Here is a 26,064-nt window from a genome sequence, read left to right as displayed (position 1 = left end):
ATGAACGCTTTAGGGCATGTTCTCGTCAAAATGCCCAGCCATGCTGCTTATGCAGACGGCGGGACGGGAGCGCCGATGCGAACCGATATCACGCCCTAATCACTTGAAATCGAAGAGGTTCATCTGTCTGGATCGATTGGTCGAGACTCGATGGAACAGATTGAGTCGCGTGATATAAGCGGCCTCAACGATTGACGGATCAACGCGCGAATGGTCTGAACCCGACATGGCTGATTACTATCCGCTGCTCGCCAGGGCCGTCGCAGGGCTCGCCGATCCGACCCCGCAAGCGCGCAGCGCCATCTATGACCGCGCCCGCAATGCGCTGCTCGGGCAGTTGCGCCGTCTCGACCCGCCGATCGCCGATGAAGAAATCGATCGCGAAAGCGTCGCGCTCGAAGACGCCGTCGCGCGGCTCGAGGCCGATTTCACTCCGAAGCCGCCTGAAGCTGCGTCGCCCGAACCCCCGCCGCCGGAGTTCCACCCGCCGCAGCCTCAGCCCGAGCGCGCGGACATCGCCGCGGCGCCGATCGAGCCGACGGTCGCCGAGCGCCCCAATGAGCCATCCGCGCCGCATGAGATCGCGGGCGAACCTTCTTTTGCCGGGACCCCTGACGCGCCCCATGCGCCGGAAGCGGAACCGCAGGCGGAGCCTCAGGAGCGCCCGCCTGCCGCAGCGGCGGAGACGCCGGCGCCGGCTGCTTCCCCTCCCGGGGAGGGCGCTGATGACAACGCGGCGCAAAAGATCAAGGACGATTCGGCAAAGCCCGACTTCAGAGCCGGGCGGCCGTCGAGCCTGCAGACGCGCCCGCCGATGTTCTTCAAAGCGCGGCGCGACAAGACGACCCCGGAGCCGGCGCCCGGCGCGATCCTTCCGCCGCGCCGGCCGCTGGGAACGAGTTTGCTGCGCATGCCGCCGCGAGTCCCGGCGGCGCCGGTGGCCGCTCCCGCGCCAGGATTCACGCCTGAGCCGCCGCCCAAAGCTGAGCCTGCTCCCGAGCCTCTCCCGGACCAGCCGGCGCACGGGGACGAAAACGGGTGGCGGGAGCCCGTATTCGAGCCGCGCGAGGCGGAGCTGCGGCGCTGGGAGATGGAGGGCGAGCCGCGATGGGACGCCCCCGCGCCGGCTCCCCTCGGTGAGGCGCCGGCGGATGAATGGGCGCGGTCCGATTTTGCGCCGCCCGCGCCTGAGGCCGACGCCCCCGCGCGCGACGAAGGCGGGTCCGATCCGGCGTCGGCGGCTCCGATCCGGCCGCGCGCGGAGGCGCAGCGGCCCTTCGCGCCGCAGCCGCGCCGCGAGGACGCCGCGCCGCGCCGACTGTGGCTCGTCGGCTTTATCCTTGGACTGCTGGTGTTTCTCGTCGCGATCGCGGCCTATCAGCTGCGCGACCGGCCTGAAGAATTGCGGCAGCGCGCCGCCGCGCCGCTCATCATCCCGGAGCCCGCGCCCAGCGGCAAGATTGTCGATCGTATTGGCGGCGGCCAGAACCAGCCGCAAGATTCCGCGGCCGGATCGCCGCCTGCGACGTCCCCGGCGCCGTCTTCTGCGGCGCGCGGCGCCCCGACTGCGGTTGAGCCCGAAACCCAGAGCGCGCGCCGGGCGGCGCTGCTCGTCGAAGCGCCTGAGGAGCCGAACAAGGTCAGAACCTTCCTCGGCGCGGTAAACTGGAAAGTCGATAATGTCACCAGCGGGCCGAATGACCCGCTGAGCATGGCGGTGCATGCGACGGTCGAGATTCCGGAAGAAAAGCTCGAAATCGTCATGACGCTGCAGAAAAACTTCGACAGCAGCCTGCCGGCCTCGCACACAATGAAGATCCAGTTCATCGAGGGCGCGGACAGCCCGCTCGGCTCCGTGCAGCAGATCAGCGTGCCGCAGATGCGCCTCGAGGACACGGCGACCGGCGACGCGCTGAACGGTGTCCCCGTTCAGATCACCGACAATACATTTCTCGTCGGGCTCACAAGCGGGAGCCCGGAGGCGGGCAATCTCGATCTGTTGAAGTCGCGCGGATGGATCGACGTGCCGATCCTCTTGAGCAACGGCAAGATCGCCAAGCTGACGTTCGAGAAGGGTCCCGCCGGCGACCGCGCGATCGACGATGCGATCGCCGCCTGGAAGGGGCAATAGCAACGCCCGGCGCTAACGCGCGTCGAACGCCGCAACCTCCTTGCTGACCCGGCCCGCGAGATCGCGCAGGGCGCCCTCCGGCAGCGATCCAGCCAAAGCGTAACGGGCTCCTCCCGCCTGCCGCCAGCTCGCGACCGCGCCGGCCGCTCCAGCTTCGCTCGAAAGGCTCATCTGCGCCGCGCCGCCTGCCGCGCCGTCGTCCTTGCCGGCGATGCAGAGCGCCACCGGCTGCGCGCTTCCTTTTGCGTAGAACAGGCAGAACGGCTCTTCGCCTGGATCGCCGCTTGCGCCCTGCCCCGCGCGCGCGCCGATGAGCGCATAGCCGGCGTCCGACAGATTGGGGACAATCAGGGCGCTGCCCGCGGCCGCGGAAGCGGAGCCGCTTCTCGCAGTTTTGCCATTGAAGCCGGACAGGGCGTCGCGCGCGCGTTGCGCCATAGCGTCGTCGGCCGCTGTCGCGGGCGGTCCGCGCCAGATCGAACCCGCCTGCCGGCCAGGGAGATGGTCGCTGAAATAAACCAGGGCGAGAGCGGCGCCGGCGCCCGCGGCGAAGGCCGCGACAAGTGCGAGCTTTCTCCTGCGGGCGGCGCGGCGCGCGGACTCATCGCGCCGGATCGGTTCGTTCCCGTCATCGGCAAGAGCGCTCCTTGCCGCGCTGGCCGGCGTCCCCGACGGCGAGGAGCCGCAGGACCGAATCAGGCGGGGAAGCGTGCGTTTTCGGTAGGGCACGAGGACTGGAGCGGGCGGCTCGGCTTCGACCCGCGCGAAGGCGGCGCGCAGCGCTTTTCCTTGCTGGCGCCAGATTTCCACCCGCTCCGCGGCGGCGGGGGAAGATGCGATGTAGCTCTCGACAGCGCGGCGCTGCTCGGCGCTGAGCTCGCCGTCGACAAAGGCCATCAAATCTTCGTCGTTGATCGCGGGCGGAGCGCCGCTCATGGCGTCCGGCTTATTTGACGAGGCGCAAATAGGGCGCCTGCGGCTTCGTCCGGCGCGCCGGAGGCCGATCCGAAATATCGCGCGGTAATCTGTCACGCGCGCGCGACAGCCGCGCAATCAGAAGAGGCCGCGAGATTTTGAGAATCCTTGCGGCTTCGACATAGGAAAATCCCTCGAGCGCCACGAGAAGAAGCGCTTCGCGCTCTTCGAGCTTCAAGGCGCCTAGCGCCGCTCCAACCGCGTCCGTGGACGAATGCGCGTTTGCGGCTTTCTCGGAGGCATGAAGCTCCGTGGCGAAGACGGCGGCCGCGCGCGCGCCGGATTGCGGCGGCGTGAAGCTGGACGTGTTCGGTCCCGGCGCGGCGCCCGTCGCCTGTCCCATGATCGAACCCGGCGCCGCCTGCGCCCGGGCGCGAAGCTGATCGCGGTTCGCCTCAATCAGCATGGCATAGGCTTGCGCGTCGACATCGCGTCGCCCCTGCAGCGCGCCCATCTCAAAAAAATGCCGCAAAACCGCTCCGGCGAGCGCGTCGGCAGACCGGGCCGCGCCTGCATCTCCGGCGACGAGAGCCCGCGCACAACGCCGCAGCCGCGGCGCAAGCAGGTTCAATTCCTCTCGCAAACTCAACCTCGCGCTCCATCCCCCGGCGCATCCCGGCGACATCGTCCCGCCGCGCTCTAATATAATAAGCTGCGCCGCGCCTCGTGCATACCGGAAGAAACAAATTTTGATTAAGGGCTGCCGGACTCGCCCGGGTTAACCATTCGCGATCCTTGCTTTACGCCGCGATAGTCCTTAAACGCGGCTGACGCTGCGGCCGTTCCATCGATGCCGCCTTTACCCCCTCATGTCCGGACCGAGAATGACGCAACCGGAAGCTATGACAGATGATCTGATCCGGTCCGGCCCGCTTGCGGGCAAGCGCGGCCTCATTCTTGGCCTCGCCAATAATCGGTCGATCGCCTGGGGGATCGCCAAGGCGGCGCGCGACGCCGGGGCGGAACTCGCTTTCACCTTTCAGGGCGAGTCGCTCGGCAAGAGGGTGCGCCCGCTCGCGGCCGAACTTGGCGGCGTGGTCGTCGGCCATTGCGACGTGACCGACGCCGCAAGTCTTGACGCCGTCTTCGGCGAGATCGAGCGCAGCTGGGGCAAGCTCGACTTTGTCGTTCATTGCGTCGCCTTCTCCGATAAGGACGAGCTGACCGGGCGCTATGTCAACACGACGGCGGAAAATTTCAGCAATACGCTGCTGGTCTCCTGCTATTCCTTCACCGCTATCGCGCAGCGGGCCGAACGGCTGATGCCGGATGGCGGGTCGCTGTTGACCCTGACCTATTACGGCGCCGAAAAATGGATGCCGCATTATAATGTGATGGGCGTCGCCAAGGCCGCGCTTGAAGCCAGCGTGCGCTATCTTGCGGCCGACCTCGGCGAGAAGAATATCCGCGTCAACGCCATTTCGGCAGGTCCCATCAAGACGCTTGCAGCCTCGGGGATTGGCGATTTCCGCTATATTTTGAAGTGGAACGAATATAACGCGCCGCTGCGCCGCTCCGTCTCTATCGAGGAAGTGGGCGAAAGCGCCGTCTTCCTGCTCTCGTCCATGGCGCGCGGGGTGACGGGCGAAATTCTCCATGTCGACGCCGGCTATCATATTGTCGGAATGAAGAATCCTGCCGCGCCCGACATCGGCGCGCTGGGCAAGGAGTAATTCTGGCGTTTACGCCCTCGATCCTCCGCTTTATAAGAACCCCTCTAAGCTAGGCGCCCGCTTCCCGCACGCGCCTGTTCACGCGCCATTAAGGCTCACATTCGCATGTTTGGCGCGAACCCTCCGCGTCAGGCGGCGGGCGTCGGAAACTTGCGCGCGTGAGGCCACGATCGATATCGGGGCGGCAGACATGAGGCTGGCGTGTGGCGGCGTTGGGCGCCTTCGCCGCAAAACGGCTCGCGATCGGGCTCTGCGGACGAGCTTGGCGCGATGATGGAACCAGGACCCGACATGACGCAGAACGGCGCGGCGACTGCCGATGCGCAAGAGGCTACGGGGACAGCGCAGTGCGTATTGCGCGGCCTGCGCTTGCCGAACCTGCGGCGCGACGAGCTCCTGTGCGAGATTTTTGCCGCCACAGTCGCCGCCGATCCGGACGCGCTGGCGATGGTGACGCGCGACGGCGCGCTGACCTACGCTGAAGTCGATGAGAGAGCAGAGGCGATCGCCCGCGGCCTTCTGCGCGCGGGCCTGCGTCCGGGAGACATCGCCGGCCTGTGGATGCCGCGCGGCCACGAGCTTTTGATCGGACAGATCGCCATCGCCAAGATCGGCGCCGCCTGGCTCCCCTTCGACGGCGATGCGCCCGTTGACCGGATCGCTGTCTGCCTCGATGACGCCGCCGCCAAGCTGATTGTGACCACGGCGGATTTCGCCGCAAAACTCGCCGGCCGCGTCGGATGCGCCATTCTGACGCCGCGCGAGCTTGCCGATTATTCGACAGATGAAAAAATCGATGCGCGCGCGCTCGGCGCAACGCCCGATTCCCCCGCTTATCTAATCTATACGTCGGGTTCGACCGGGACGCCGAAAGGCATCGTCATCACCGGCGCCAATATCTGCCATTATTTGCGCGCGGCGAATGAGATCTACCGGCTTGACGCCACGGATGTGATGTTTCAGGGCGCTTCGGTCGCCTTCGATCTGTCGATGGAAGAGATCTGGCTCCCTTATCTTGTTGGCGCGCGGCTGTTCGTTGCGACGCCGGAGGTCATGGGCGAGGCCGACAAGCTGCCCGAAATCATGGAGGCGAATGGCGTCACCGTCCTCGACACGGTGCCGACGCTGCTCGCGTTGCTGCCGCGCGACGTCGTGACGCTGCGGGTGATCATTCTGGGCGGCGAGGCCTGTCCGCCCGCAATCGCGGGCCGCTGGTGCAAGCCGGGGCGGAAGATCTTCAACTCCTACGGTCCGACCGAGGCGACCGTCGTCGCCACCATCGCCGAGGTGCAGCCGGGCGCGGCCGTTACGATCGGCGGTCCGATCCCGAACTATTCCTGTTACGTCGTCGATGATGAACTTCATCTCGTAGCGCCGGGCAGCGAGGGGGAGCTTCTAATCGGCGGCCCCGGCGTCGCGCGCGGCTATTTGAAGCGTCCGGAGCTGACGGCCGAGAAATTTATTCCCAATCCGTTTCCCGTCGCGGACTTCGATGCGGCGACCGGCGATCCGGTGCTTTATCGCTCCGGAGACGCCGTCGCGATCAACGAGGCCGGCGAAATCCTGTTTCGCGGCCGCATCGACGATCAGGTCAAGGTGCGCGGCTTCCGGGTCGAGCTCGGCGAGATCGAGGCGAAGCTCGGCGATCTTGAAGGCGTCGCCCACGCCGCCGTGGTTCTGCGCAATGATGCGGGCGTCGATCAGCTTGTCGCCTTCCTCGTGCCGGCGCCCGGCGCGGTCGAGGCCGGCGCGCTCGAGACTCGCGTATTGCGCGGCGCGCTGCGGGCGAGCCTGCCGCCCTATATGGTGCCGAGCCGTTTCGAATCGATCGCCACCCTGCCGAAACTGTCGTCCGGCAAGGTCGACCGCAAGAGCCTGAAGCTCGTCCGGCTCGCCGAGGTCGATTCCAGCGAGGCGCAGGAAGATCCACGCACATCGACGGAAGCCAGCCTGCTCGCCGCCGCGAAGGAGGTGCTGCCGCCGCAGGCGATTCCCTTCGACGCCGATTTCTTCACGGACCTTGGCGGCCATTCGCTTCTCGCCGCGCGCTTCATCTCGATTGTCCGCAAGACGCAGGCGCTCTCCCGCGTCACGCTTCAGGACGTCTATTCGGCGCGGACGCTGCGCGGCATTGGCGAACTCATCGATCGTAAATGGGCGCATCTCGCCGGGCCTGCCGATCTTGGCTTCGACCCGCCGCCGCTGCTGCGGCGCTTTCTCTGCGGCCTGGCCCAGGCCGTCGCTTTGCCAATCATCCTTGCGCTCGTCACGGCGCAATGGCTTGGCGTCTTCGTCAGCTACATGCTGCTGACCGGCGCTGAAGCGGCGATCGGCGAGGAGATCATCTCGCTGATCGCCGTCTATATGTGCATCAACATCGTCACCGTCGCCATCACCATCGCGGCGAAATGGCTGATCATCGGGCGCACCAAGCCGGGCCGCTACCCGTTGTGGGGCGTCTATTATTTCCGCTGGTGGCTGGCGCGGCGGTTCATCGGGCTCGTCCACATCAAATGGTTTTCCGGCTCTCCCTTTATGCGCTTTTATCTGCGCGCGCTCGGGGCGAAGGTCGGCAAGGACGCCATCATCGGCGAGGTCGACGCCGGCGCGATCGACCTCATCTCCTTCGGCGACGGCGCGAGCGTCGGCTCGATCGCCAATCTCGCCAATGCGCGGGTCGAGGGCGGCGAACTCATCATTGGTTCGATCGAGATCGGCGCAGACGCCTATATCGGCTCGTCCTGCGTCATCGAGGAAGATGTCGTGATCGGACGCGGCGCCGAGATCGGCGATCTGAGCGCGATCGGCGCCGGCGGGCGCATTGGCGATTATGAGAGCTGGGACGGCTCGCCTGTGCGCCAGACCGGCAAGATCGACCCCTCCGAGCTCGGCGCCGCCTCGATCGGCTCGATCCCGCGCCGTTTCGCAATGGGCGGCGTCTATCTCGCGCTGCTGCTGGCCATTCCGCCGCTCGGCCTGTTGCCCATCTTCCCCGCCTTCTGGGTGTTCGACCGGATCGACGACATTATCGGCATCGGCGACATCGACCGCTTCCATTATATGATGATGATCCCGATCATGGCGTGGCCGACCGCCTTCGTCATGGTTCTGGTGACGGTGGGCTTCATCGCCGCGTGCCGCTGGATCATCCTGCCGCGCGTGCGCGAGGGGACCTATTCGGTCCATTCCTGGTTTTATCTGCGCAAATGGGCGGTGACGCTCGCGACCGAGATCACCCTCGAAACGCTGTCCTCGCTTTACGCCACCGTCTATATGCGCGGCTGGTATCGGCTGATGGGCGCGAAGATCGGCAAGGACGCCGAAATCTCGACCAATCTGTCCGGCCGCTATGACCTCGTCGAGATCGGCGAAAAGAACTTCATCGCCGATGAAGTGGTGTTCGGCGACGAGGAAGTGCGCAACGGCTGGATGGTGCTGCGGCGCGTCAAGACAGGGCCGCGGGTCTTTGTGGGCAATAGCGCCGTGATTCCGACCGGCGCCGACATTCCGGCCAATGCGCTGATCGGCATCAAGTCGAAGCCGCCGGCGAACCACCTCATGAATGAGGGCGACACCTGGTTCGGATCGCCGCCGATCAAATTGCCGGTGCGGCAGAAATTCGACGCCGGCGGCGCCAACTGGACCTATGAAGCGCCCAAGTGGAAGAAATTCGCCCGCGCCTGCTTCGAGGCGGTGATGATCTCGATGCCGACGATGCTGTTCATCACGCTCGGCACCTGGGCGGTCGAATGGTTCAGCGCGAGCGTGCTGGACGGCGATTATGGCGCGGTCGCGGTGCAGTTCACATTCTCGTCGGTCGCCATCTGCCTGATGCTGACCATCGTCGTGATCGTGCTGAAATGGCTGACCATGGGGCGCTATGAGCCTATGGTGAAGCCGATGTGGTCCTGGTGGGCGATGCGCACCGAGGCCGTGGCCGTGATCTATTGGGGCATGGCCGGCAAGGTGCTGCTCGATCATTTGCGCGGCACGCCGTTCCTGCCTTGGATGATGCGCCTGTTCGGGGCGAAATTCGGCAAGGGCGTTTATATGGACATGACCGACATCACCGAATTCGACTGTGTCAAGGTCGGCGATTTTGCCGCGCTGAATGCGATCTCCGCGCTGCAGACGCATCTTTACGAGGATCGCGTGATGAAGGTCGGCCGCGTCGCCATCGCCGACGGCGTCACCATCGGGGCCGGCTCGACGGTTCTCTATGATACTCTCGTCGGCGATTATGCGCGGCTCGGACCGCTGACGCTGGTGATGAAGGGCGAGCAGATTCCGCCCCATTCCGAATGGGTCGGCGCGCCGGCCGAGCCAAAAGGCGCGGCCGACGTCATCGTAGAGAAGGAAGCGGCATAAGCGCTAGCCTGCGTCGGCGCGGCGGCGGACGGCGGCGAACACGTCGGCAAACATCTGCGGCGTCAGCACGCCCGTATTGGTGTTGTAGCGGGAGCAATGGTAGCTATCGAACAGCGCCAGATCGCGCCCATTGGCGCGCGGGAGCTTATGCTCTGCGCCATGGGCGAAAGGGAAGGCCGATAGCTTCGCCCCCAGCGCCCGCAGAATCGACTCATGGGCGATCCGGCCGAGCGCGACGACCACGGAGAGATGGGCGGACCGTTCAAGCGTCGCTTTGAGAAAGCTCCGGCAGGTCGCGATTTCCTCAGGCGTCGGCTTGTTCTGCGGCGGCACGCACCGCACGGCGTTGCTGATCGCGCAATCACGCAGCCTGAGGCCGTCGTCGCGGCTCGCGCCATAGACGCCCGTCGCGAAGCCATAGGCCAGCAAAGTCGAATAAAGAAGATCGCCCGCGTAATCGCCGGTAAAGGGGCGCCCGGTGCGGTTGGCGCCGCGCAGGCCGGGCGCGAGCCCGACAATCAGGACGGGCGCCGAAGGGTCGCCAAAAGTGGGGACAGGCGCGTTGCTCCAGCCGGGCTGTTCCTCGCGCAGCGACCTCCGCAACGCCGCAAGACGCGGACAAAGCGGGCAGTCAATCGGCGGTTCGAGCACGCGGAGCGCGACAGCGGCGGCGGAACGATCCAATGCCATGGGCGGCGGCGCCGAGGCGGCCGGCCGAGCTCTCAGTCGAGCCGGTCGTCCGCGAGTTCGGCGTCAAGCGCCGGCGAGGCCGGCGAGCGGCGCTCGGCGCTCCGATGCGCCCGCTCCGGGCGGTCCCCGGCGTCGCGGCCGATCTTGGAGGCGAGATGGATGATGTCGATGAATTCGTCGGCCTGACGGCGCAATTCGTCGGCGACCATCGCCGGCTGCGTGGCGTTCGTGGAGACGACGGACACGCGCACGCCCTTGCGCTGGATCGCCTCGACGAGCGAACGGAAATCGCCGTCGCCGGAAAATAGCACGATATGGTCGAGATGTTCGGCCATCTCCATCGCGTCAACGGCGAGTTCGATGTCCATATTGCCCTTGACTTTGCGGCGGCCGAGGGAGTCGACGAATTCCTTGGTCGGCTTCGTCACGACCGAATAGCCATTATAATCCAGCCAGTCGACCAGTGGACGGATCGAGGAATATTCCTGGTCTTCAACCAGAGCCGTATAATAAAACGCGCGGATCAATTTGCCGCGGCTCTGAAATTCTTTGAGCAGCCGTTTGTAATCAATATCGAAGCCTAACGATTTCGCGGTCGCATAAAGGTTGGCGCCGTCGATAAAAAGCGCAATTCGCTCTTGGTCTGCCATATTTTGTTTGCTCTTCAATACTTGATTACAACCAAACTCGAAACTCACGTCGAGCAAGCTAAGCCCTGGGAGATAGAATCAAGCCACGACAATTGCAACTCACAGGAAGTGTGAACGGTTCCGACAAAAAATTTACAAAAATTGATAGCAGTGTCAAAAGATAACTTTGCGGCCAATTGTCGTCCCGCTCAAAGATGCTCGCGCAAGATCATGACCAAATATGGCCCCTCACTGGATAATTTGGAGTCTTTCCTGGGCTTTATTCCGGCGCGGCGCGAGGCGGCCAAACATTAATTGCTTGCTTCGCGAGCGCTTTGCGAGATAAATCCGCATTCATCCGAACATGCGCCTATTTATGAAGGAGCGAGCGCTTCATGGCCCGCGTCACCGTTGAAGATTGCGTCGACAAGGTTGAGAACCGGTTCGAACTCGTGCTGCTTGCGAGCCATCGCGCCCGCATGATCGCCGCGGGCGCGCCGATTACGATCGATCGCGACAATGACAAAAACCCTGTCGTGTCGCTTCGCGAGATCGCCGATTCCACCCTGACGCCGGACGATCTCAAGGAAGACCTCATTCAGTCGTTGCAGAAGCACGTTGAGGTCGACGAGCCGGAGTCGGAGGTCGTTCCCGCCCTGTCGTCGGCGCCGCAGAACCCGGAAGCGATCGGCGACATCCAGTTCGACCGCATGACCGAGGAAGATTTGCTGCGCGGCCTCGAAGGGCTTGTGCCGCCGGCCGAAACCGAAGACGATTCCGAATAGGCGGCTTTCAAAATCGGCCAGAGTCTGTCAGCCTGATCGAGCGTCGGCCTTGGCCGGCGCGGCGGATTTTGAGCCTGACGGCGCCGGAAGCGAAGCTTGGGCCGCGATTGCTGGGGCGCATTGTCGCGCGTGGGCGCGGCTTTGACGCAAATTCAAGAATCGATCCCGCGGGAGAGCGGCCGAACGGCTCGCGACGCCCGGGCAAGTCTTCAGGCTTTGCGTCTCGCCTCCGGCCGGATTTCGAGACAGCTATGCTTGCGCCGCGACCGGAGGCAGGCGTCGCCTGAAGCAGCGGACCCAACCGAGCTATGATGCGGCAATATGAACTCGTCGACCGGGTGCGGCGCTATAATCCGCAGGCCGACGAAATATTGCTCAATCGGGCCTATGTTTACGCGATGAAGGCGCATGGCTCGCAAAAGCGAGCCTCGGGCGATCCCTATTTCTCCCATCCGCTCGAAGTCGCCGCGATCCTCACCGACATGAAGCTCGACGATGCGACGATCGTCGCCGCCGTGCTGCATGACACGATCGAAGACACCGACTCGACGCGTGAAGAGATCGACCGGCTGTTCGGCCAGGATATCGGCCGTCTCGTTGATGGGCTGACCAAGCTCAAGAAGCTCGATCTCGTCTCGAAAAAGGCGGCGCACGCCGAGAACTTCCGCAAGCTCCTGCTCGCCATCGCGCAAGATGTCCGCGTGCTCCTCGTCAAGCTCGCGGACAGGCTGCACAATATGCGCACGCTGCATTTCGTGCCGCCGGAAAAGCGCGAGCGGATCGCCGAGGAGACGCTCGACATCTACGCGCCTCTCGCCGGCCGGATGGGCATGCAGGGGATGCGCGACGAGCTGGAAGACCTCGCCTTCCGCCATCTGATGCCGGAAGCCTATGCGACGATCGAGGCGCGCCTCGACGAGTTCCGGCGCAAGAACGGCAAGGCCATCGCCACCATCGAGAAAGAATTCGTCGATGAACTCGCGGCTCATGGCATCAAGGCCAAGGTCGCCGGACGCGAAAAGCAGCCCTATTCCGTCTGGCGCAAGATGGAGCGCAAATCGATCGCCTTCGAGCAGCTGTCCGACATCTTCGGCTTTCGCGTCGTCGTCGAAACGGTCGAGGATTGCTATCGCGTGATCGGCGCGGTCCATACCAAATGGGCCGTCGTTCCAGGCCGCTTCAAGGACTATATTTCAACCCCGAAGCCGAACGACTATCAGTCGATCCACACCACAGTGGTCGGGCCGGGCCGGCAGCGCGTCGAATTGCAGGTGCGCACGGAAGCGATGCAGGACATCGCCCGCAACGGCATCGCCGCTCACGCCCTCTACAAGGACGGCCGCATCGCCGACCGCGAGACGCTGACCGGCGAGAGCCGCGCCTATCAATGGCTGCGCCGCACGATCGAGATGCTCGCCGAGGGCGACACGCCGGAAGAATTTCTCGAGCACACCAAGCTCGAACTGTTTCACGATCAGGTGTTTTGTTTCTCGCCGAAAGGCCGCCTGATCGCTCTCCCGCGCGGCGCCAACGCCATCGATTTCGCCTATGCGGTTCACACCGACGTCGGCAATACCGCGGTCGGCGCGAAGATCAACGGCCGCCATGCGCCGCTGGTCTCCGAGCTTCAGAACGGCGACGAGGTCGAGATCACGCGGGCCGAAGGCCAGGTCCCGCCGGCGGCCTGGGAGTCGCTGGTGGTCACCGGCAAGGCGCGTTCGGCGATCCGCCGGGCGACGCGCGAAGCCGTGCGGGCGCAATATGCCGGGCTTGGCCGCCAGATTGTCGCGCGCGCCTTCGAGCGCGCCGGAAAGCCCTATTCCGAGGAACGGCTGAAGCCCGTGCTGGCGCGCCTCGCCAGAGCGAATGTCGAGGACGTGCTCGCCGCCGTCGGACGCGGCGAAATGTTTTCAGGCGACGTCGTCAAGGCAGTTTACCCCGATTTCAAGGAGGAGCGGAAAGCCGCCGCCGCGGCGCGCCCGCATGGCGAGGCCGGCTGGTTCGGCATGAAGAAGGCGGCGGGCCTCGTCTTCAAAATTCCCGGCGAGGGCGGCGACCAGCAGAACGATCAATCGATCCCGATTCGCGGCCTTCAGGGCGATCTTCCGGTGCGCTTCGCGCCGAACGGCGGCGCCGTGCCCGGCGACCGCATCGTCGGCATACTGACGCCCGGCGAAGGCATCACCATCTATCCGATCCAGTCGCCGGCGCTGACCGACTTTGACGAGCAGCCGGAGCGCTGGCTCGACGTGCGCTGGGACGTCGAGGAGGGAACGCATGAATTCTTTCCGGCGCGCATCGTCGTCACCGTCATCAATGAGCCGGGCGCGCTTGGCACGATTTCAACCGTCATCGGCGACAATGACGCCAACATCGACAATATCGTGTTCCGGCCGCTGTCGGCCGATTTCCGCGAAATGACCATCGACGTCGAGGTCAACGATCTGAAGCATCTCAACGCCATCATCTCGAATTTGCGCGCGCGTTCGGTGGTGAGCAAGGTCGAGCGCGTAAACGCCTGAGGCGCAGCTTCAACGCACCGAGAAATAACTCCAGGCGCTCGGCGCATAATCGCCGATTGCCGGAGCGACCGTGTAGACTCGCCAGGCATAATCCGCGGGAGCAGCCGGCAGTCGCGCCAGCAGGGCCGATCGCTCCGTGTAGGCCGAAAACGCGATTCCGGCGGGCGCGCTCGCAAGCGAGATGATCTGCACATAATATTCCACCGGCGTTTGCTGCGCTGGCGCGGACCAGCACAATTCGAGGGTGGTTTTGTCGCCGACGCTCGCGATCGCCTCGGCTGTGAGGGGGGTGGGGATCGCGGGAGTCAGCGTGACGGCCGCCGGCGGCTTGAGCGAAGAGAGGAATATTCGCGCCGCCGCAGCTTTCGTTGTCGCCGCGTCGAGCCCGTTGGCTGCGGCGGCTTCGAACCAAACTTTCGCGAGCGCGATGTTGCGGGGCGCTCCCTCGCCGTTTTGATAGAGCTGGGCCAGATTATATTGCGCCCTTCCATATTCGTGCGCCGCCGCTCTCGCATACCAAGCCGCCGCCGCCGCCGGGTCACGCGCGACTCCGATCCCGCTATCATACATCACTGCGACGTTGAACTGCGCCGGAGCGAATTGCGCGTTTGCGGCGCGCAAAAACAACCGCAACGTCTCGGCCGCGTTTTGCGCGCCGCCGACGCCAAGATCGTTCAGGAGGCCAAGGCCGAAGGCGCCGCGTGGATCGCCCCGCTCCGCGAGGTCGCGCCAGATTTGCCGCGCCTCTTCGTAGTGGCGGTTGTTGAAGGCGGAAAGGCCGAGGTCCGGCTCGCCACGATCGTCCGCCCTGTCCGAAGGCGCGGCGGCGCCGGGAGCGACAGCCCCGAGCGCCAGCGCCAAACCGCCAAAAAGCGCCGCGCGGCAGGCCGAGCTCAGCGCCACGTGATCGTCCCTGGGCGATCGCCCTCTTCCAAAACGTGCGGACTGGTCGAGCCTGCGGGCTCCATCAAAGCGGGCCGCCTTTTGACTGAAGCCGTCGTAACAAGAAAATCGGCGATGCGTTCTCGCATGGTCTCTATCGTTTGAGATCAGGGGATCGAGATCTCGATCGAACCCGGCGGGGGGAGAAATCCTTTTTGGCGGGCGGCCCGCAGATCTGCCGCCTGCACATCGGAGACGCCGATGACCGGAGCGATCGTTTCGAGCAGGGACGTCGCCGCATTGCGGTCGGGCTGGAAATAATAGGCAACCCCAGGCTTTGTGATCGGTCTGTCGGCGACGTTCACGCTTTCAACGCTGAGGCCCGCCGCGCCGAGCGCGCGCCTGACATCCGCCACACGTTCTGAATCTTGCTCCCCGCTCGAAACCATCAACACGACGCGAATAGGCGCTCCGACCGGCGGCGTCGGCGCGCGGCGGATCGGGGCGCTTGTCATCTCCGCCTCGGCGCCGCCGATGGATCGTGTCAGCGTCGGTCGATCGGAGTGGGAGGCGACGACGATGTCCGGCGCCGGCTTTTGCTCGGCGATGTGTCGGATCGCCAGCGTTTGCCCGGCCGCGCCGGGGTTTTCAGCCCCAAGCGGCGGTCGTTGCGACGGGGCGGCCGCGGGAACGAACGACAATTCGGCAAAGCTCGCACGGTGAGGAGCCTCGCCGGGCGCGGCTGCCGCCGGCCGGGAAAAAGACGCCGCCTGCCGATGGTCGATCGCGGAAGCAAGGCTGACGGTGACCGCCACGACACAGCAGGCGGTGATGATCGCTCTGCGCAAATGCCCTGGCCGCTGCGGAGCGCTCGACAGTTCGGGAGCCGGCTGCGCCCAGCTCATCGGCCCGGCCGGACCATGAGAGGTAATCGCAAAATCCCGCATCGCCGGAGTGGCATTGTCCATGCGCTCGACCCTCCCGCTGAGTGTCAAAGTATTGTTGATATTTTTCGAAATATTTCAGGTGTATTTCACGCTTCTATTGTACGTTTGATCGCTGCGGCGAGCAATCTTAAGATCTAGCTCCTGCCGCGCCGCATCATCCGCTTTGTCTTTGCGGTGACTGCGAGCCGACCGGCGTTTGCAGGACTTAAGCTTAAGCGTACGGCTGTCGCAGCGCCGCCGCGGGCGATGGAAAGAGTGATATGCTCGCTAAAAAAGGGAGCGCGCCATGAACGTCCGTCTTCGCTATGTTGTGATCGCGGCGCTTGCATCAACGCCTGTGGGCGTGTTGCGCGCGCAGGACATGATGAGCCAGGTCGATCTGGCGAGCCCCATGTTCACCAAGGCGGAAATGACTCGCGCCGATGTGGAGGCGGCGCTCAAGGCGGCCGGAGACCGGCCGGATTTTTCCAACAAAAGCCTCAACGGCCTCGATCTGTCGAATCTCGATCTCTCCGGCGTCAATTTCCGCGCGGCGCGGATGAACAACACGAATTTTTCCGGCGGCAAGCTCGATGGCGCCGTGCTCGATCAGGCCTGGGCGCTGAAAGCGAATTTTGCGGGCGCGAGCCTCCGCGGCGCCGGCCTCTTCGCCAGCCAGCTGCGCGGCGCCAATTTTGACGGCGCCGATCTGTCCGGGTCTCGCATCACCGCCGACATGTCCGGAGCGACGATGCGCAACGCCAAATTCATCGGCGCCAATCTCTCCGCCGACATGCAGAACCAATCCATGGGCCTCATCCGGGCCGTGCTGAAATCGGCCGATCTCAGCGGGGCGGATTTTTCGGGCGCCAATCTGTCGCGCGACGATCTGCAGTTTTCCAAATTCAATGGCGCGAATTTCACCGGCGCGTCGCTGGCCGGGGCCGACGCCAGCGGCGCTGATTTTCGCGGCGCGATTTTCAAAGACGCCGACCTGACGGGCCTCGACATAAGCTCATCGCGGATCGACGCGGGGCAGTCCGGCGCCTTTGCAAACGCAAAGAATTTTTCGCGTGTCCTGACGGAGTGATCGCCGGCGCCCTTTCGGATGGCGCGGCGGCTAATTCATGATAAGCGCATGCGCTCGCCGTCTGCAGCGGCGCAAGAGCGTTCAAAAACCATGTCCCACAAAATCCCCCGCCTTGGCGTCAACGTCGACCATGTCGCGACCCTGCGCAATGCGCGCGGCGCGGTCTTTCCAGATCCGGTCCGCGCCGCGCTCGTCGCCATCGCCGCCGGCGCCGACGGCATAACCGCCCATCTGCGCGAGGATCGCCGCCACATCCGCGACGAGGACATGGCGCGCCTGAAGCGGGAGATTTCCGTCCCGCTCAATTTCGAGATGGCCGCGACCAATGAGATGGTAGCGATCGCCATCGCGACGCGGCCGCATGCCTGTTGCCTCGTGCCCGAGCGGCGCAGCGAACGCACGACGGAGGGCGGCCTTAATGTGCTCGATGGCCATGATCATCTGAAACTGGTCACAGCGGAGCTCGGCAAGGCCGGCGTGCGCGTCTCGCTGTTCATCGAACCGGGCAAAAGCGCCGTCGAGGCGGCGGAGTCGATCGGCGCCCCTGTCGTCGAATTGCATACGGGCTCCTGGTGCGACGCGCTCGCCCACGGCGAGAAGGAGCGCGCCGCGCAGGAATTCATCCGCATCCAGGCCGCCGCCACGCTGGCGGAAAAGCTCGGCCTCGAATGCCACGCCGGCCATGGGCTCGATTTTGCGACCGCAGCGACGATATCGGCGCTGCCGCAGATCGCCGAACTCAACATCGGTCATTTTCTCGTGAGCGAGGCGATCTTCATCGGCCTGCCCGAGGCGATCAGAACGATGCGGGAAGCAATCGCCGCCGGCCGGGCGAAAGCGCGCCAAGGGGCGCATGGAGAGCATTCGTGATCATCGGCTTCGGCGTCGATATCTGCGACATCCGCCGCATCGAAGATTCGCTCGCGCGATTCGGCGAGCGCTTCACGCAGCGCTGCTTCACCGAGATCGAGCGGGCGAAATCCGACGGACGGGCAGGGCGCGCAGCCTCCTACGCCAAGCGTTTCGCGGCCAAGGAGGCTTGCTCGAAGGCGCTGGGGACGGGGCTGCGCTTCGGCGTCGCCTGGCGCGAAATGGGCGTCGTCAATCTGCCTTCGGGAAAACCGACCTTCAGCCTGACCGGGGGGGCGCTGAACCGCCTCAAAAATCTGACGCCGCTCGGCTGCCGCCCCGCCGTCCATCTTTCCATCACCGACGAATATCCATGGGCGCAGGCGCAGGTCATTATCGAGGCGCTTGAGGACCCCGACGCTTTGCTGCAGCCGCCGGATGTGTTCGAGGCTTGAGGCGGGCGCGCCCGATGCCGGACGCCCTGTACCGCGGTTTCGACGCATGGTAAGGAGCGGTCACCACAAGGCTGCCGTAATGTCGCGGCGGCTTGCGGCCGAGTTTTTGGCGCGGGTCGCGCCGATGCGCAACATGTTGCTCAAGCGCGACGCCAAGCCGATTTCCAGAGCATTTTCCGCAAGAGTTTCTAGATTTTTGCGAGAATAAAATGCGTTGAAACAAACAGATAGGGCGTCTTCGCAATTCCGCGAATTCTGAAAACGCTCTAGCCCCCCTTGAGAGACGAGTTGAATGACAGAGCCAGTGCGGTTGAATGAAAAAGGGGCCCAGGTGAAGCCCCGGGCCGAAGGCGGAATCGGCGAAACCGTCAAGGTCGTGCTTCAGGCCCTGCTGATCGCGCTCGTCGTCCGGACTTTTCTGTTCCAGCCGTTCAATATTCCGTCAGGCTCCATGATCCCGACCCTTCTCATCGGCGATTATCTGTTCGTCTCGAAATATGCCTATGGCTATTCGCGCCACTCGATTCCCTTCAGCCCCGACCTCTTTCACGGCCGGTTGTTTAGCTCGCCGCCAAAGCGCGGCGACGTCGCCGTGTTCAAACTGCCGCGCGACGGCCAGACGGATTACATCAAGCGCGTGATCGGACTTCCCGGCGACAAGATCCAGATGAAGGACGGACGGCTTTTTATCAACGATGAGCTCGTGCCGCGCGAACCGATCGCCAAGGCCCATACGGAAGATTTCTACGGCCGCGAGACGGATGTGCCGACCTATGAAGAGACGCTGCCCGGCGGCGTCAAACACACCATCATCGAGATCCAGGGCGATACCGGCTTCAACGACAATACCCAGGCTTTCGTCGTCCCGCCGGACCATTATTTCATGATGGGCGACAATCGCGACAATTCGACCGACAGCCGCGTGTCGCCGGATCAGGGCGGCGTCGGCTATGTGCCGTTTGACAATTTTGTCGGCCGCGCCGAGCTGATTTTCTTCTCCGTCGGCAAGGGCGCGCCGGCATGGGCGTTCTGGGAGTGGCCTTGGACCGTGCGTTGGGACCGGATGTTGAAGCCCGTGCACTAGCGATGGCGGCGGCTCCGGATCTGAGCGCGCTTGAGGCGCGCATCGGTCATCGATTCTCGGCGGCGGACCTGATCGAGGCCGCGCTCACCCATGTCAGCGCGGCGCAGGGCAAACGGGTCAGCTATCAGCGGCTTGAGTTTCTCGGCGACCGCGTTCTCGGCGTCGTCGTCGCGAATATGCTCTACGGCGCCTTTCCCGACGCCGACGAGGGCGAATTATCGCGCCGCCTCGCCGATCTCGTGCGCAAGGAAAGCTGCGCCGAGGTCGCGCTCGAATGGGGCGTCGAGGCCTATGTGCGCGTCGGCGAAAGCGAAAAGCAGAACGCGTCGGTCAATCGGGCGATCCTCGGCGACGTCTGCGAATCGATCATCGGCGCTGTTTTTCTGGACGGCGGCTTCGCGCCGGCCCAAAGGGTGGTGACGCAGGCCTTCGAGCCGCGCATGCGCTCGCCGCGCCGGCCCCTGCGCGATCCGAAGACCACTTTGCAGGAATGGGCGCAGGCGCGCGGCCTGCCGCCGCCCTCCTATCGCGAGACCGCGCGGACCGGGCCGGACCACGCGCCGGAATTCACGATTTCCGTCGAGATCGCCGGCTTCCAGCAGGCTGAGGCGAGGGGCTTCGCCAAGCGGCTGGCGGAGCAGGCGGCGGCGGCGGCCTTTCTGACGCGGGAAAAAATCGTCGAACCCGGCGACCGGAAAGGCGCGGCATGAGCGAGGACCACAAGCACATTGCAGGGGGCGGCGGGCAGGCGGCGCGTTGCGGCTTTGTCGCGCTGATCGGCGCGCCGAACGCGGGCAAGTCGACGCTGATCAATCAGCTCGTCGGCGCCAAGGTTTCGATCGTCTCGCGCAAGGCGCAGACGACGCGCGCGCAGGTGCGCGGCATCGCCATCGAGGGCGACGCGCAGATCATCTTTGTCGACACGCCGGGCATTTTCGCGCCAAGGCGCAGGCTCGACCGGGCGATGGTCACCTCGGCCTGGGGCGGGGCGGGCGACGCCGACGCCGTCGCGCTGCTGGTCGATGCGCGCAAGGGCCTCGACGAAGACGTCGAGGCGATCCTGGCGCGGCTCGCCGACGTCAGGGCGGCGAAAATTCTCGTCATCAACAAGATCGACACGGTCGAGCCGCCAAAACTGCTCGACATCGCCGCGCAGTTCAATGACAGGCTGGCGTTCGATCATACTTTCATGATTTCGGCGCTGCGCGGCTATGGCGTCGAAACCATGCGCCGCCAGCTCGCCGCTTTGATGCCGCCGGGGCCATGGCATTATCCGGAAGATCAGATTTCGGACGCGCCGATGCGCTCGCTCGCCGCCGAAATCACCCGCGAAAAAATCTTCGAGCGGCTGCACGACGAACTGCCCTATCAGTCGACGGTCGAGACCGATATCTGGACCGAGATGCCCGACGGCTCGGTTCGCATCGAGCAGACAATTTTCGTCATGCGCGACGGCCACAAGAAAATCGTGCTCGGCGAGGGCGGCCGGACCATCAAGGCGATCGGCACCGCCGCCCGCAAGGAGATTTCCGAGGCGATCGAGCAGAAGGCGCATCTGTTTTTGTTCGTCAAGGTTCGGGAGAACTGGGCCGACGATCCCGAGCGTTACCGCGAAATGGGCCTTGATTTCCCGAAGTGACGGCGCTTCTCCCGTCGCCGCCATGGCGCTTGAGCGCGGCGTCCGCCCGGCCTATGTATTCCTCCATCTTTGGCTTCGAGCCCGGCGCAAACACAAAAAATGACAATCGCCAGCATGACCGGTTTCGCCCGGATCGCGGGAGGGGCCGGCGCCTATAGCTGGGCCTTCGAATTGAAATCGGTCAACGCCAAGGGATTCGATCTGCGCCTGCGCTTGCCGCAAGGCTTCGACCCGATCGAGCCTGACGCGCGCCGCCGCCTCGGCGAAAAGCTCCATCGCGGCACCGTCTACGCGACTTTATCCGTAAAGCGCGAGGCGGAAAGCCCCGAGATCCGCATCAATCAGGATCTGCTCGGCAAGCTCCTCGCTGCGGTGCAAGGGCTCGACCTGCCGGCCGGCGTCGCGCCGGCAAGGCTCGACGGGCTGCTCGCGCTGCGCGGCGTCGTCGAGACCGTCGACGCCCTTGAAACCGAAGCCGCCCTCAATGAGGCCCGCGCTGGCGCGCTCAAAAATCTCGACGACGCGCTCGACGCGCTGGTTGCGATGCGTCGCGCGGAGGGCGCGGCGCTCGGAAAGACGCTGGAGGCCCGGCTGGCGCGGATCGCGCTGCTGACGCGAGAGGCGGACGCCTGTCCCGGGCGCCAGCCCGCGGCGATCAGCGCGCGGCTGCGGCAGGCGGTGGAAGCGCTTTGCGAGAATACGAGTCTCGATCTAAACAGGCTGCATCAGGAGGCGGCGATCCTCGCCGCCAAAGGGGACATTCGCGAGGAGCTCGATCGGCTCACGACTCATGCCGCCGCCGCGGGCGCCTTGATCGCCGCCGGCGGCCCGATCGGGCGCAAGCTCGATTTCCTGGCGCAGGAAATGTCGCGCGAAGCCAATACGCTCAGCGCCAAATCGAACGATGCGGCGCTCACCGCGATTGGCATGGAATTGCGCATCGAAATCGAGCAGTTTCGCGAGCAGGTCCAGAATGTCGAGTAGCCTTATGCCGGAAGACGCGCAGCGCGTAGGGGACGCGGCCCCGGGAGACGTCGCGCTCGCCGAGACGCTGCAGGACGGCGCGCGGCGGCGCGGCTTCATGCTGATCTTGTCCTCCCCCTCCGGCGCCGGCAAGACCACGCTGACGCGCATGCTGCTGCAGACGAAGGAGCTCGATCTCACCCTGTCGATCTCGGTGACGACGCGGCTGCGCCGCTCAAGCGAGGTTGACGGCATTCACTACAGCTTCATTTCCCGCAAGAAATTCGAAGCGATGCGCGATGGCGGCGAATTGCTCGAATGGGCGGAAGTGCATGGCAATTGTTACGGAACGCCGCGCGAGCCCGTCGACAAAGTGCTCGCCGAGGGCCGCGACGTCTTGTTCGATATCGATTATCAGGGTGCGCAACAGGTGCGCCAAAAGACCGGCGCCGACGTCGTCACCATTTTCATCCTGCCGCCGTCGATGAAGGAACTGCGCGCCCGGCTCGAGCGCCGCGCGGAAGATCCGCCCGACGTCATCGCCAAAAGGCTGGAGAACGCGCGCAACGAAATCCGCCGCTGGACGCAATATGACTATGTTCTGGTCAATAGCGATCTGCAGAGCACTTTCAGGGAGCTTACGGCGATCGTAACGGCTGAACGCAGCCGCGCGGTTCGGTCGACGCAGGCGATCGGCGCCTTTGTCGAAAGCTTGCTGCAACAGGATTGAGCCGCTGCGCCGGGCGAAGGCGAGGCCGAGCCGGGCTGGGCCGGGCGGTTTATGTGGCGGATCGTCGCGTCGATCGGGCTGAACTTGCGGAAGCGCGCGCCGCCGCTGGCGCTCCACGATAGGCGGAAGCTTGTCCGGTTCAACCTGACGGGCGAAAAGCGCATCTTTAACGCGAGCGCGGCCGTCTAATCCCTTCAAAACGCGCGAAAGCGTCGGCGGCCAAGCTTGCGGCCACGCTTTTTTTCAAGCGCTGCTTATGGTAGGGAAACAGCATGAATCGCCTGTGACCCCCGCCAATAGCGCGGCGTTCTGGTCACAGTAGTGGTCTAGACCTGCGATCTGGATCGCACCCAAGAAAACCAGTCAAGAGGATCGAAACAGGCGCGAGCAGCGCTAAAGTAGCCTTGTGCATAAAGAGCAACGCCGGGTCGGGCCGTCCTGCCCGAAGTTAAAAAATTATCGAACGTCGCGGGCGCAGCCGACGTTCTGCTCGGGGCTTGCATGGCTGAGGCTTGCAGACCAAGCTTGCGCGGCGAAGTTCTGCAAGCGGGCAGACGACAACTTAAAGGATCTTCGCGATCATGCCGAACCAGGTCGACGCCTTGAACAAAGTCACCGTCGATGATGCCGGGCTGCTCAAAACCTATCAGGAACAGGACGAGCCGGACGCAGCAGCCGCCGGCCAAGACGCGAGCAAAGCCCGTCGGCGCATCTTGATCTACCGAATTGGCAGCCTTGGCGATACGGTCGTCGCTTTGCCCTGTTTCCACAAGCTGGCGGAAGCGTTTCCCGACGCCGAGCGCTATGTCTTGACCAATGTCCCGGTCTCCAAAAAGGCCGCCGCGCTCGAACTGATCCTTGGCGGATCGGGTCTCATCCATGGCGTTGTCGATTATCCGATCAAGACGCGCTCGATCCGCGAAATGTGGAAATTGTCGCGGCGCCTCAAGGCGCTCGAGGCGACGACGCTGGTCTATCTGACGCCGCGGCTCAATCGCTTGCTCGTCATTCGCGACATATTGTTTTTCCGCTTCAGCGGCATCAAGCGCATCATCGGCGCTCCGCTCGCGCCGGATGTTCAGATCCTCATTCATGATGCGGAAGGCTTTGGCGCGATGGAAAGCGTGCGGCTTGCGCGCACCCTTAGAGAGCTGGGGCCAATCGATCTCGACGACCGCAAGAATTGGGATCTCAAGGTCACGGACGTAGAAAAAGAGGCCGGGGAGGCCGCTCTTGCGCCTTTCGGGGGCGGCCGCTTCATCGGCGTGAACATGGGCGGCAAGTCCGCAGCCAATCATTGGGGCGAGGAGAACTGGCGCCGGCTGCTGAAGGATCTTGCCCTTACCCATGGCGGCTACGGGCTGCTGTTCCTTGGCGCCGCCGACGAGGCCGGAGCGGTGGAGAAGGTGACGCCCGGATGGCCGGGGATGATCGTCAACGCCTGCGGTCAACTGGCGCCGCGCGAAAGCGCCGCGGCGCTAGCCCGGGCGAGCCTGTTTGTCGGGCATGATTCGGGGCCGATGCATCTTGCCGCCGCCATGGGCGTGACCTGCGTCGCGCCTTTCGGCGCTCTGAACCGGCCGCGCCGCTGGCATCCCTATGGGCCCAATCATCGAATCATTCACCGCCTCGACGGCATCGACAAGGTTCGCGTCGAGGAGATGGCCCATGAGGTGCGCGACGTTCTCCCGGGGCTTGCCGCCGGCGGCCCGAACGCCGGCACGTAAAGCGCGCCGCCGCTCGCTGGATCATAGGCGGCCATTTTGCAACTGGCGCCGTTTGTGCCTGATGATTTACGCTCAAGGATTGCGCATGCCTTCGCCAGCCATTTTTCTCGATCGGGACGGGACGATTATTGTCGAGAAGAACTATCCGTCCGATCCGGATCAGGTCGCGCTGCTACCCGGCGCCGTGGACGGGTTGAAGTCGATGGCGCGGCGCGGCTTTCCCCTGGTCGTCGTCTCCAACCAGTCGGGGATCGGCCGCGGCTATTTTTCGGTCGAGCAGGCTGACGCGGTACAGGATCGCGTGAGGGATTTGCTCGCGCGCGAGGGCGTCGAAATTGCCGGATGGTATCGCTGCCCGCATGCGCCGGGCGAAGAATGCGCGTGCCGCAAGCCCTCGCCGGGTATGATTCAAGATGCGGCGCGCGATCTCGATCTCGACCCTGCGCGGTCTTTCGTCATCGGTGATAAATGGTCCGACGTCGAACTCGCCGCGGCGGTCGGCGCGGCCGGTCTTCTTGTTGTCACCGGCCACGGCTATCTCGACGCCGAACGGGCGCGGGACGAGGGCGTTCCGATCTGCCGCGATCTCCTAGACGCAAGCGGGGAGATCGATCGCCTTCTGGCGCTGCAAGATGTTGCGCGGAGCGCTCTTTAGCGTCAGGGCGAAAGAGATCGGATGGCGACGTCGATGCAAACTTGGAGCGGGAGCGTGAACGCCTGCCTGATCGTGGACAAAATGGGCGCTCGCCGCGCACTCTCTTAGTCATTCTTTGGTGAAATCGATGAAAATTTTGTATCTCGGGCCCGAAGAAGGAACAGCGATCCAGCGGATCGACGCTTTCCGCAGGCTGGGACATGACGTCTTTGTCGCCGACGTTGGTCTTCCGCTCGACAGTCTGCCCGCGCCAATGGCCCTGACCGACGCGTGGATTTTTCGCACCGGATGTCTCGGCCTCGACTGGATCGCCGAGCGTTGGCTGTTTCAACACATCGCCGACAAGACGTTCGACGTTGCGTTCGTCGATCACGGCGATCTCGTCAACGCCTCCAGCGTCAGGCGGTTGAAGAAAATCGCCAAGGTGGTCGTGAACTACAATCAGGATAATCCGTATGTTCCACGCGACGGGCGGAAATGGCGCCTCTTTCTTGATGCGCTGCCTTATTACGATCTTGTCGTCACGCCCCGGCATTCGAGCGTCGGACCGGCGAAGCAGGCTGGGGCGAGACGCGTCCTTGAAGTCAGATTCGCGGCGGATGAGGACGTGCATCGGCCAATATCATTGTCGGACGCGGACCAATCGCGCTTTGCCGCCAAAGTGGCTTTTGTCGGCACCTGGATGGCGGAGCGCGGTCCTTTCATGCTGCGCTTGATCGAACGCGGCGTTCCCCTGCGGATCTACGGCCCAAGGTGGAACAAGGCGGCGGAGTATGATGCGATACGCGCGCATGTCGCGCTCGGCCCCCTCAACGGTCGCGACTATGTGAAAGCGATCAGCGGAGCTTCCATCGCGATCGGGCTTCTTTCAAAGGGCAATGAGGATCTGCATACAACAAGAAGCCTGGAGATCCCGGCCATCGGCACGCTGTTTTGCGCCGAACGCACGAGCGACCATCTCGAAATGTATAAGGACGGCGAAGAGGCGATTTTCTTTGACGGTCCCGACGAATGCGCCGACCTTTGCCTGTCCTTGCTGCAACAGCCGGGCCGCATCAGGGAGATCGCCGAGGCCGGACGCCGTCGCGTGCGTGAGAACGGCGACTTTAATGAAGCGCTGCTGAGCAAGATCGTCAATGCGGCGCTGGAGGCGAAGGCGGACGCTTGAGCGTGTTTCGCTCTCTTGGCTGGACCGAGCGGCCTGATCAGCGAGCCGGGTTCGCGTCGAAGAGCGAGCTCCAGCGGCCCGTCGCGCGGTTTTTGGCGCCGTCCAGCGCGAAGTCGAAGTTTA

At 64.3% G+C, this 26,064-nt stretch carries 22 protein-coding genes; 16 read left to right on the top strand and 6 right to left on the bottom strand.

What is annotated here, in order from left to right; translation table 11 throughout:
* The first annotated feature begins 226 nt into the window (after positions 1 to 226).
* Positions 227 to 2,131, top strand: a complete 1,905-nt coding sequence (locus tag MSIL_RS20050) for a chromosomal replication initiator protein DnaA (RefSeq protein WP_012590045.1) — start codon at positions 227 to 229, stop codon at positions 2,129 to 2,131.
* A 12-nt stretch (positions 2,132 to 2,143) separates the two neighbouring features.
* Here MSIL_RS20050 and MSIL_RS05190 read toward each other — a convergent pair whose 3' ends face one another.
* Both MSIL_RS05190 and MSIL_RS20045 read right to left on the bottom strand, forming a co-directional pair.
* Positions 2,144 to 3,067, bottom strand: coding sequence for an anti-sigma factor family protein (locus MSIL_RS05190; protein WP_012590044.1), 924 nt, complete (start codon positions 3,065 to 3,067; stop codon positions 2,144 to 2,146).
* A 10-nt stretch (positions 3,068 to 3,077) separates the two neighbouring features.
* Positions 3,078 to 3,578, bottom strand: a complete 501-nt coding sequence (locus MSIL_RS20045; RefSeq protein WP_012590043.1) for an RNA polymerase sigma factor — start codon at positions 3,576 to 3,578, stop codon at positions 3,078 to 3,080.
* Between the two features lie 352 nt (positions 3,579 to 3,930).
* On the opposite strand from MSIL_RS20045, the gene fabI reads away from it, so the two are divergent.
* Together fabI and MSIL_RS05175 are read left to right on the top strand one after the other, a co-directional pair.
* The gene (gene fabI, locus MSIL_RS05180) at positions 3,931 to 4,779 is read left to right on the top strand and encodes an enoyl-ACP reductase FabI (protein WP_012590042.1); all 849 of its coding nucleotides are present in this window, start codon (positions 3,931 to 3,933) and stop codon (positions 4,777 to 4,779) included.
* A 291-nt stretch (positions 4,780 to 5,070) separates the two neighbouring features.
* Entirely contained in the window at positions 5,071 to 9,147 is a 4,077-nt protein-coding gene (locus MSIL_RS05175; RefSeq protein WP_012590041.1) for a Pls/PosA family non-ribosomal peptide synthetase, read from the top strand.
* Between the two features lie 3 nt (positions 9,148 to 9,150).
* Here the strand turns inward: MSIL_RS05175 and MSIL_RS05170 are convergent, their stop codons facing one another.
* Positions 9,151 to 9,837 carry a uracil-DNA glycosylase gene (locus MSIL_RS05170; protein ID WP_012590040.1) on the bottom strand — a complete coding sequence of 229 codons (687 nt, stop codon included), beginning with the start codon at positions 9,835 to 9,837 and terminating at the stop codon, positions 9,151 to 9,153.
* Between the two features lie 32 nt (positions 9,838 to 9,869).
* Positions 9,870 to 10,487 (bottom strand): LabA-like NYN domain-containing protein, encoded by a 618-nt coding sequence (locus MSIL_RS05165; RefSeq protein WP_012590039.1) that lies wholly within the window; start codon positions 10,485 to 10,487, stop codon positions 9,870 to 9,872.
* A gap of 374 nt (positions 10,488 to 10,861) precedes the next feature.
* On the opposite strand from MSIL_RS05165, the gene rpoZ reads away from it, so the two are divergent.
* Both rpoZ and MSIL_RS05150 read left to right on the top strand, forming a co-directional pair.
* A complete protein-coding gene (gene rpoZ / locus MSIL_RS05160) occupies positions 10,862 to 11,251 on the top strand; it encodes a DNA-directed RNA polymerase subunit omega (RefSeq protein ID WP_012590038.1) in 390 nt (129 codons plus the stop codon).
* A 308-nt stretch (positions 11,252 to 11,559) separates the two neighbouring features.
* Positions 11,560 to 13,773 (top strand): RelA/SpoT family protein, encoded by a 2,214-nt coding sequence (locus tag MSIL_RS05150; protein ID WP_041367639.1) that lies wholly within the window; start codon positions 11,560 to 11,562, stop codon positions 13,771 to 13,773.
* A 9-nt stretch (positions 13,774 to 13,782) separates the two neighbouring features.
* On the opposite strand, the gene MSIL_RS20040 is transcribed toward MSIL_RS05150, so the two are convergent.
* Positions 13,783 to 14,676: a tetratricopeptide repeat protein gene (locus MSIL_RS20040; RefSeq protein ID WP_012590036.1), complete on the bottom strand. Its 894-nt coding sequence runs from the start codon at positions 14,674 to 14,676 to the stop codon at positions 13,783 to 13,785.
* A gap of 146 nt (positions 14,677 to 14,822) precedes the next feature.
* On the bottom strand, positions 14,823 to 15,623 hold the full coding sequence (locus tag MSIL_RS05140; RefSeq protein ID WP_012590035.1) for a hypothetical protein: 801 nt from the start codon (positions 15,621 to 15,623) through the stop codon (positions 14,823 to 14,825).
* A gap of 265 nt (positions 15,624 to 15,888) precedes the next feature.
* Here MSIL_RS05140 and MSIL_RS05135 point away from each other — a divergent pair, with 265 nt between their 5' ends.
* From MSIL_RS05135 to MSIL_RS05085, 11 genes are all read left to right on the top strand, one after another.
* Positions 15,889 to 16,671, top strand: coding sequence for a pentapeptide repeat-containing protein (locus tag MSIL_RS05135; RefSeq protein WP_012590034.1), 783 nt, complete (start codon positions 15,889 to 15,891; stop codon positions 16,669 to 16,671).
* A 90-nt stretch (positions 16,672 to 16,761) separates the two neighbouring features.
* Complete coding sequence (locus tag MSIL_RS05130; RefSeq protein WP_012590033.1) at positions 16,762 to 17,541, top strand: pyridoxine 5'-phosphate synthase; 780 nt, start codon at positions 16,762 to 16,764, stop codon at positions 17,539 to 17,541.
* Entirely contained in the window at positions 17,538 to 17,975 is a 438-nt protein-coding gene (gene acpS, locus MSIL_RS05125; RefSeq protein WP_012590032.1) for a holo-ACP synthase, read from the top strand. The genes MSIL_RS05130 and acpS overlap by 4 nt, the downstream gene beginning before the upstream one ends.
* A gap of 292 nt (positions 17,976 to 18,267) precedes the next feature.
* Positions 18,268 to 19,059: a signal peptidase I gene (gene lepB, locus MSIL_RS05120; protein WP_012590031.1), complete on the top strand. Its 792-nt coding sequence runs from the start codon at positions 18,268 to 18,270 to the stop codon at positions 19,057 to 19,059.
* 2 nt (positions 19,060 to 19,061) lie between these two features.
* Positions 19,062 to 19,769, top strand: a complete 708-nt coding sequence (rnc, locus tag MSIL_RS05115; protein WP_012590030.1) for a ribonuclease III — start codon at positions 19,062 to 19,064, stop codon at positions 19,767 to 19,769.
* Positions 19,766 to 20,698, top strand: a complete 933-nt coding sequence (era, locus tag MSIL_RS05110) for a GTPase Era (protein WP_012590029.1) — start codon at positions 19,766 to 19,768, stop codon at positions 20,696 to 20,698. Before rnc ends, era begins: the two co-directional genes overlap by 4 nt.
* Before the next feature lie 99 nt (positions 20,699 to 20,797).
* On the top strand, positions 20,798 to 21,682 hold the full coding sequence (locus MSIL_RS05105) for a YicC/YloC family endoribonuclease (RefSeq protein WP_012590028.1): 885 nt from the start codon (positions 20,798 to 20,800) through the stop codon (positions 21,680 to 21,682).
* A 97-nt stretch (positions 21,683 to 21,779) separates the two neighbouring features.
* Positions 21,780 to 22,391, top strand: a complete 612-nt coding sequence (gmk, locus tag MSIL_RS05100) for a guanylate kinase (protein WP_049768247.1) — start codon at positions 21,780 to 21,782, stop codon at positions 22,389 to 22,391.
* A 581-nt stretch (positions 22,392 to 22,972) separates the two neighbouring features.
* Positions 22,973 to 24,118 (top strand): glycosyltransferase family 9 protein, encoded by a 1,146-nt coding sequence (locus tag MSIL_RS05095; RefSeq protein ID WP_012590026.1) that lies wholly within the window; start codon positions 22,973 to 22,975, stop codon positions 24,116 to 24,118.
* Positions 24,119 to 24,203: 85 nt separating this feature from the next.
* Positions 24,204 to 24,773, top strand: coding sequence for a D-glycero-alpha-D-manno-heptose-1,7-bisphosphate 7-phosphatase (locus MSIL_RS05090; RefSeq protein ID WP_012590025.1), 570 nt, complete (start codon positions 24,204 to 24,206; stop codon positions 24,771 to 24,773).
* A 127-nt stretch (positions 24,774 to 24,900) separates the two neighbouring features.
* Entirely contained in the window at positions 24,901 to 25,941 is a 1,041-nt protein-coding gene (locus MSIL_RS05085; protein ID WP_012590024.1) for a CgeB family protein, read from the top strand.
* Positions 25,942 to 26,064: the final 123 nt, after the last annotated feature.

Source organism: Methylocella silvestris BL2, from assembly GCF_000021745.1.
Classification (GTDB): domain Bacteria; phylum Pseudomonadota; class Alphaproteobacteria; order Rhizobiales; family Beijerinckiaceae; genus Methylocapsa; species Methylocapsa silvestris.
This window is presented reverse-complemented; position numbering and strand designations above follow the sequence as displayed.

Bases quoted from the DNA above. Each gene is read 5' to 3' on its own strand.
- MSIL_RS05190 (WP_012590044.1), bottom strand. From the start codon at position 3,067: ATGAGCGGCGCTCCGCCCGCGATCAACGACGAAGATTTGATGGCCTTT.
- rnc (WP_012590030.1), top strand. From the start codon at position 19,062: ATGGCGGCGGCTCCGGATCTGAGCGCGCTTGAGGCGCGCATCGGTCAT.
- MSIL_RS05090 (WP_012590025.1), top strand. From the start codon at position 24,204: ATGCCTTCGCCAGCCATTTTTCTCGATCGGGACGGGACGATTATTGTC.
- MSIL_RS20050 (WP_012590045.1), top strand. From the start codon at position 227: ATGGCTGATTACTATCCGCTGCTCGCCAGGGCCGTCGCAGGGCTCGCC.
- MSIL_RS05140 (WP_012590035.1), bottom strand. From the start codon at position 15,623: ATGGACAATGCCACTCCGGCGATGCGGGATTTTGCGATTACCTCTCAT.
- fabI (WP_012590042.1), top strand. From the start codon at position 3,931: ATGACGCAACCGGAAGCTATGACAGATGATCTGATCCGGTCCGGCCCG.
- lepB (WP_012590031.1), top strand. From the start codon at position 18,268: ATGACAGAGCCAGTGCGGTTGAATGAAAAAGGGGCCCAGGTGAAGCCC.
- MSIL_RS05150 (WP_041367639.1), top strand. From the start codon at position 11,560: ATGATGCGGCAATATGAACTCGTCGACCGGGTGCGGCGCTATAATCCG.
- MSIL_RS05175 (WP_012590041.1), top strand. From the start codon at position 5,071: ATGACGCAGAACGGCGCGGCGACTGCCGATGCGCAAGAGGCTACGGGG.
- MSIL_RS05135 (WP_012590034.1), top strand. From the start codon at position 15,889: ATGAACGTCCGTCTTCGCTATGTTGTGATCGCGGCGCTTGCATCAACG.
- era (WP_012590029.1), top strand. From the start codon at position 19,766: ATGAGCGAGGACCACAAGCACATTGCAGGGGGCGGCGGGCAGGCGGCG.
- MSIL_RS05165 (WP_012590039.1), bottom strand. From the start codon at position 10,487: ATGGCAGACCAAGAGCGAATTGCGCTTTTTATCGACGGCGCCAACCTT.
- gmk (WP_049768247.1), top strand. From the start codon at position 21,780: ATGCTGATCTTGTCCTCCCCCTCCGGCGCCGGCAAGACCACGCTGACG.
- MSIL_RS05130 (WP_012590033.1), top strand. From the start codon at position 16,762: ATGTCCCACAAAATCCCCCGCCTTGGCGTCAACGTCGACCATGTCGCG.
- MSIL_RS05095 (WP_012590026.1), top strand. From the start codon at position 22,973: ATGCCGAACCAGGTCGACGCCTTGAACAAAGTCACCGTCGATGATGCC.
- MSIL_RS05085 (WP_012590024.1), top strand. From the start codon at position 24,901: ATGAAAATTTTGTATCTCGGGCCCGAAGAAGGAACAGCGATCCAGCGG.
- rpoZ (WP_012590038.1), top strand. From the start codon at position 10,862: ATGGCCCGCGTCACCGTTGAAGATTGCGTCGACAAGGTTGAGAACCGG.
- MSIL_RS05170 (WP_012590040.1), bottom strand. From the start codon at position 9,837: ATGGCATTGGATCGTTCCGCCGCCGCTGTCGCGCTCCGCGTGCTCGAA.
- MSIL_RS05105 (WP_012590028.1), top strand. From the start codon at position 20,798: ATGACAATCGCCAGCATGACCGGTTTCGCCCGGATCGCGGGAGGGGCC.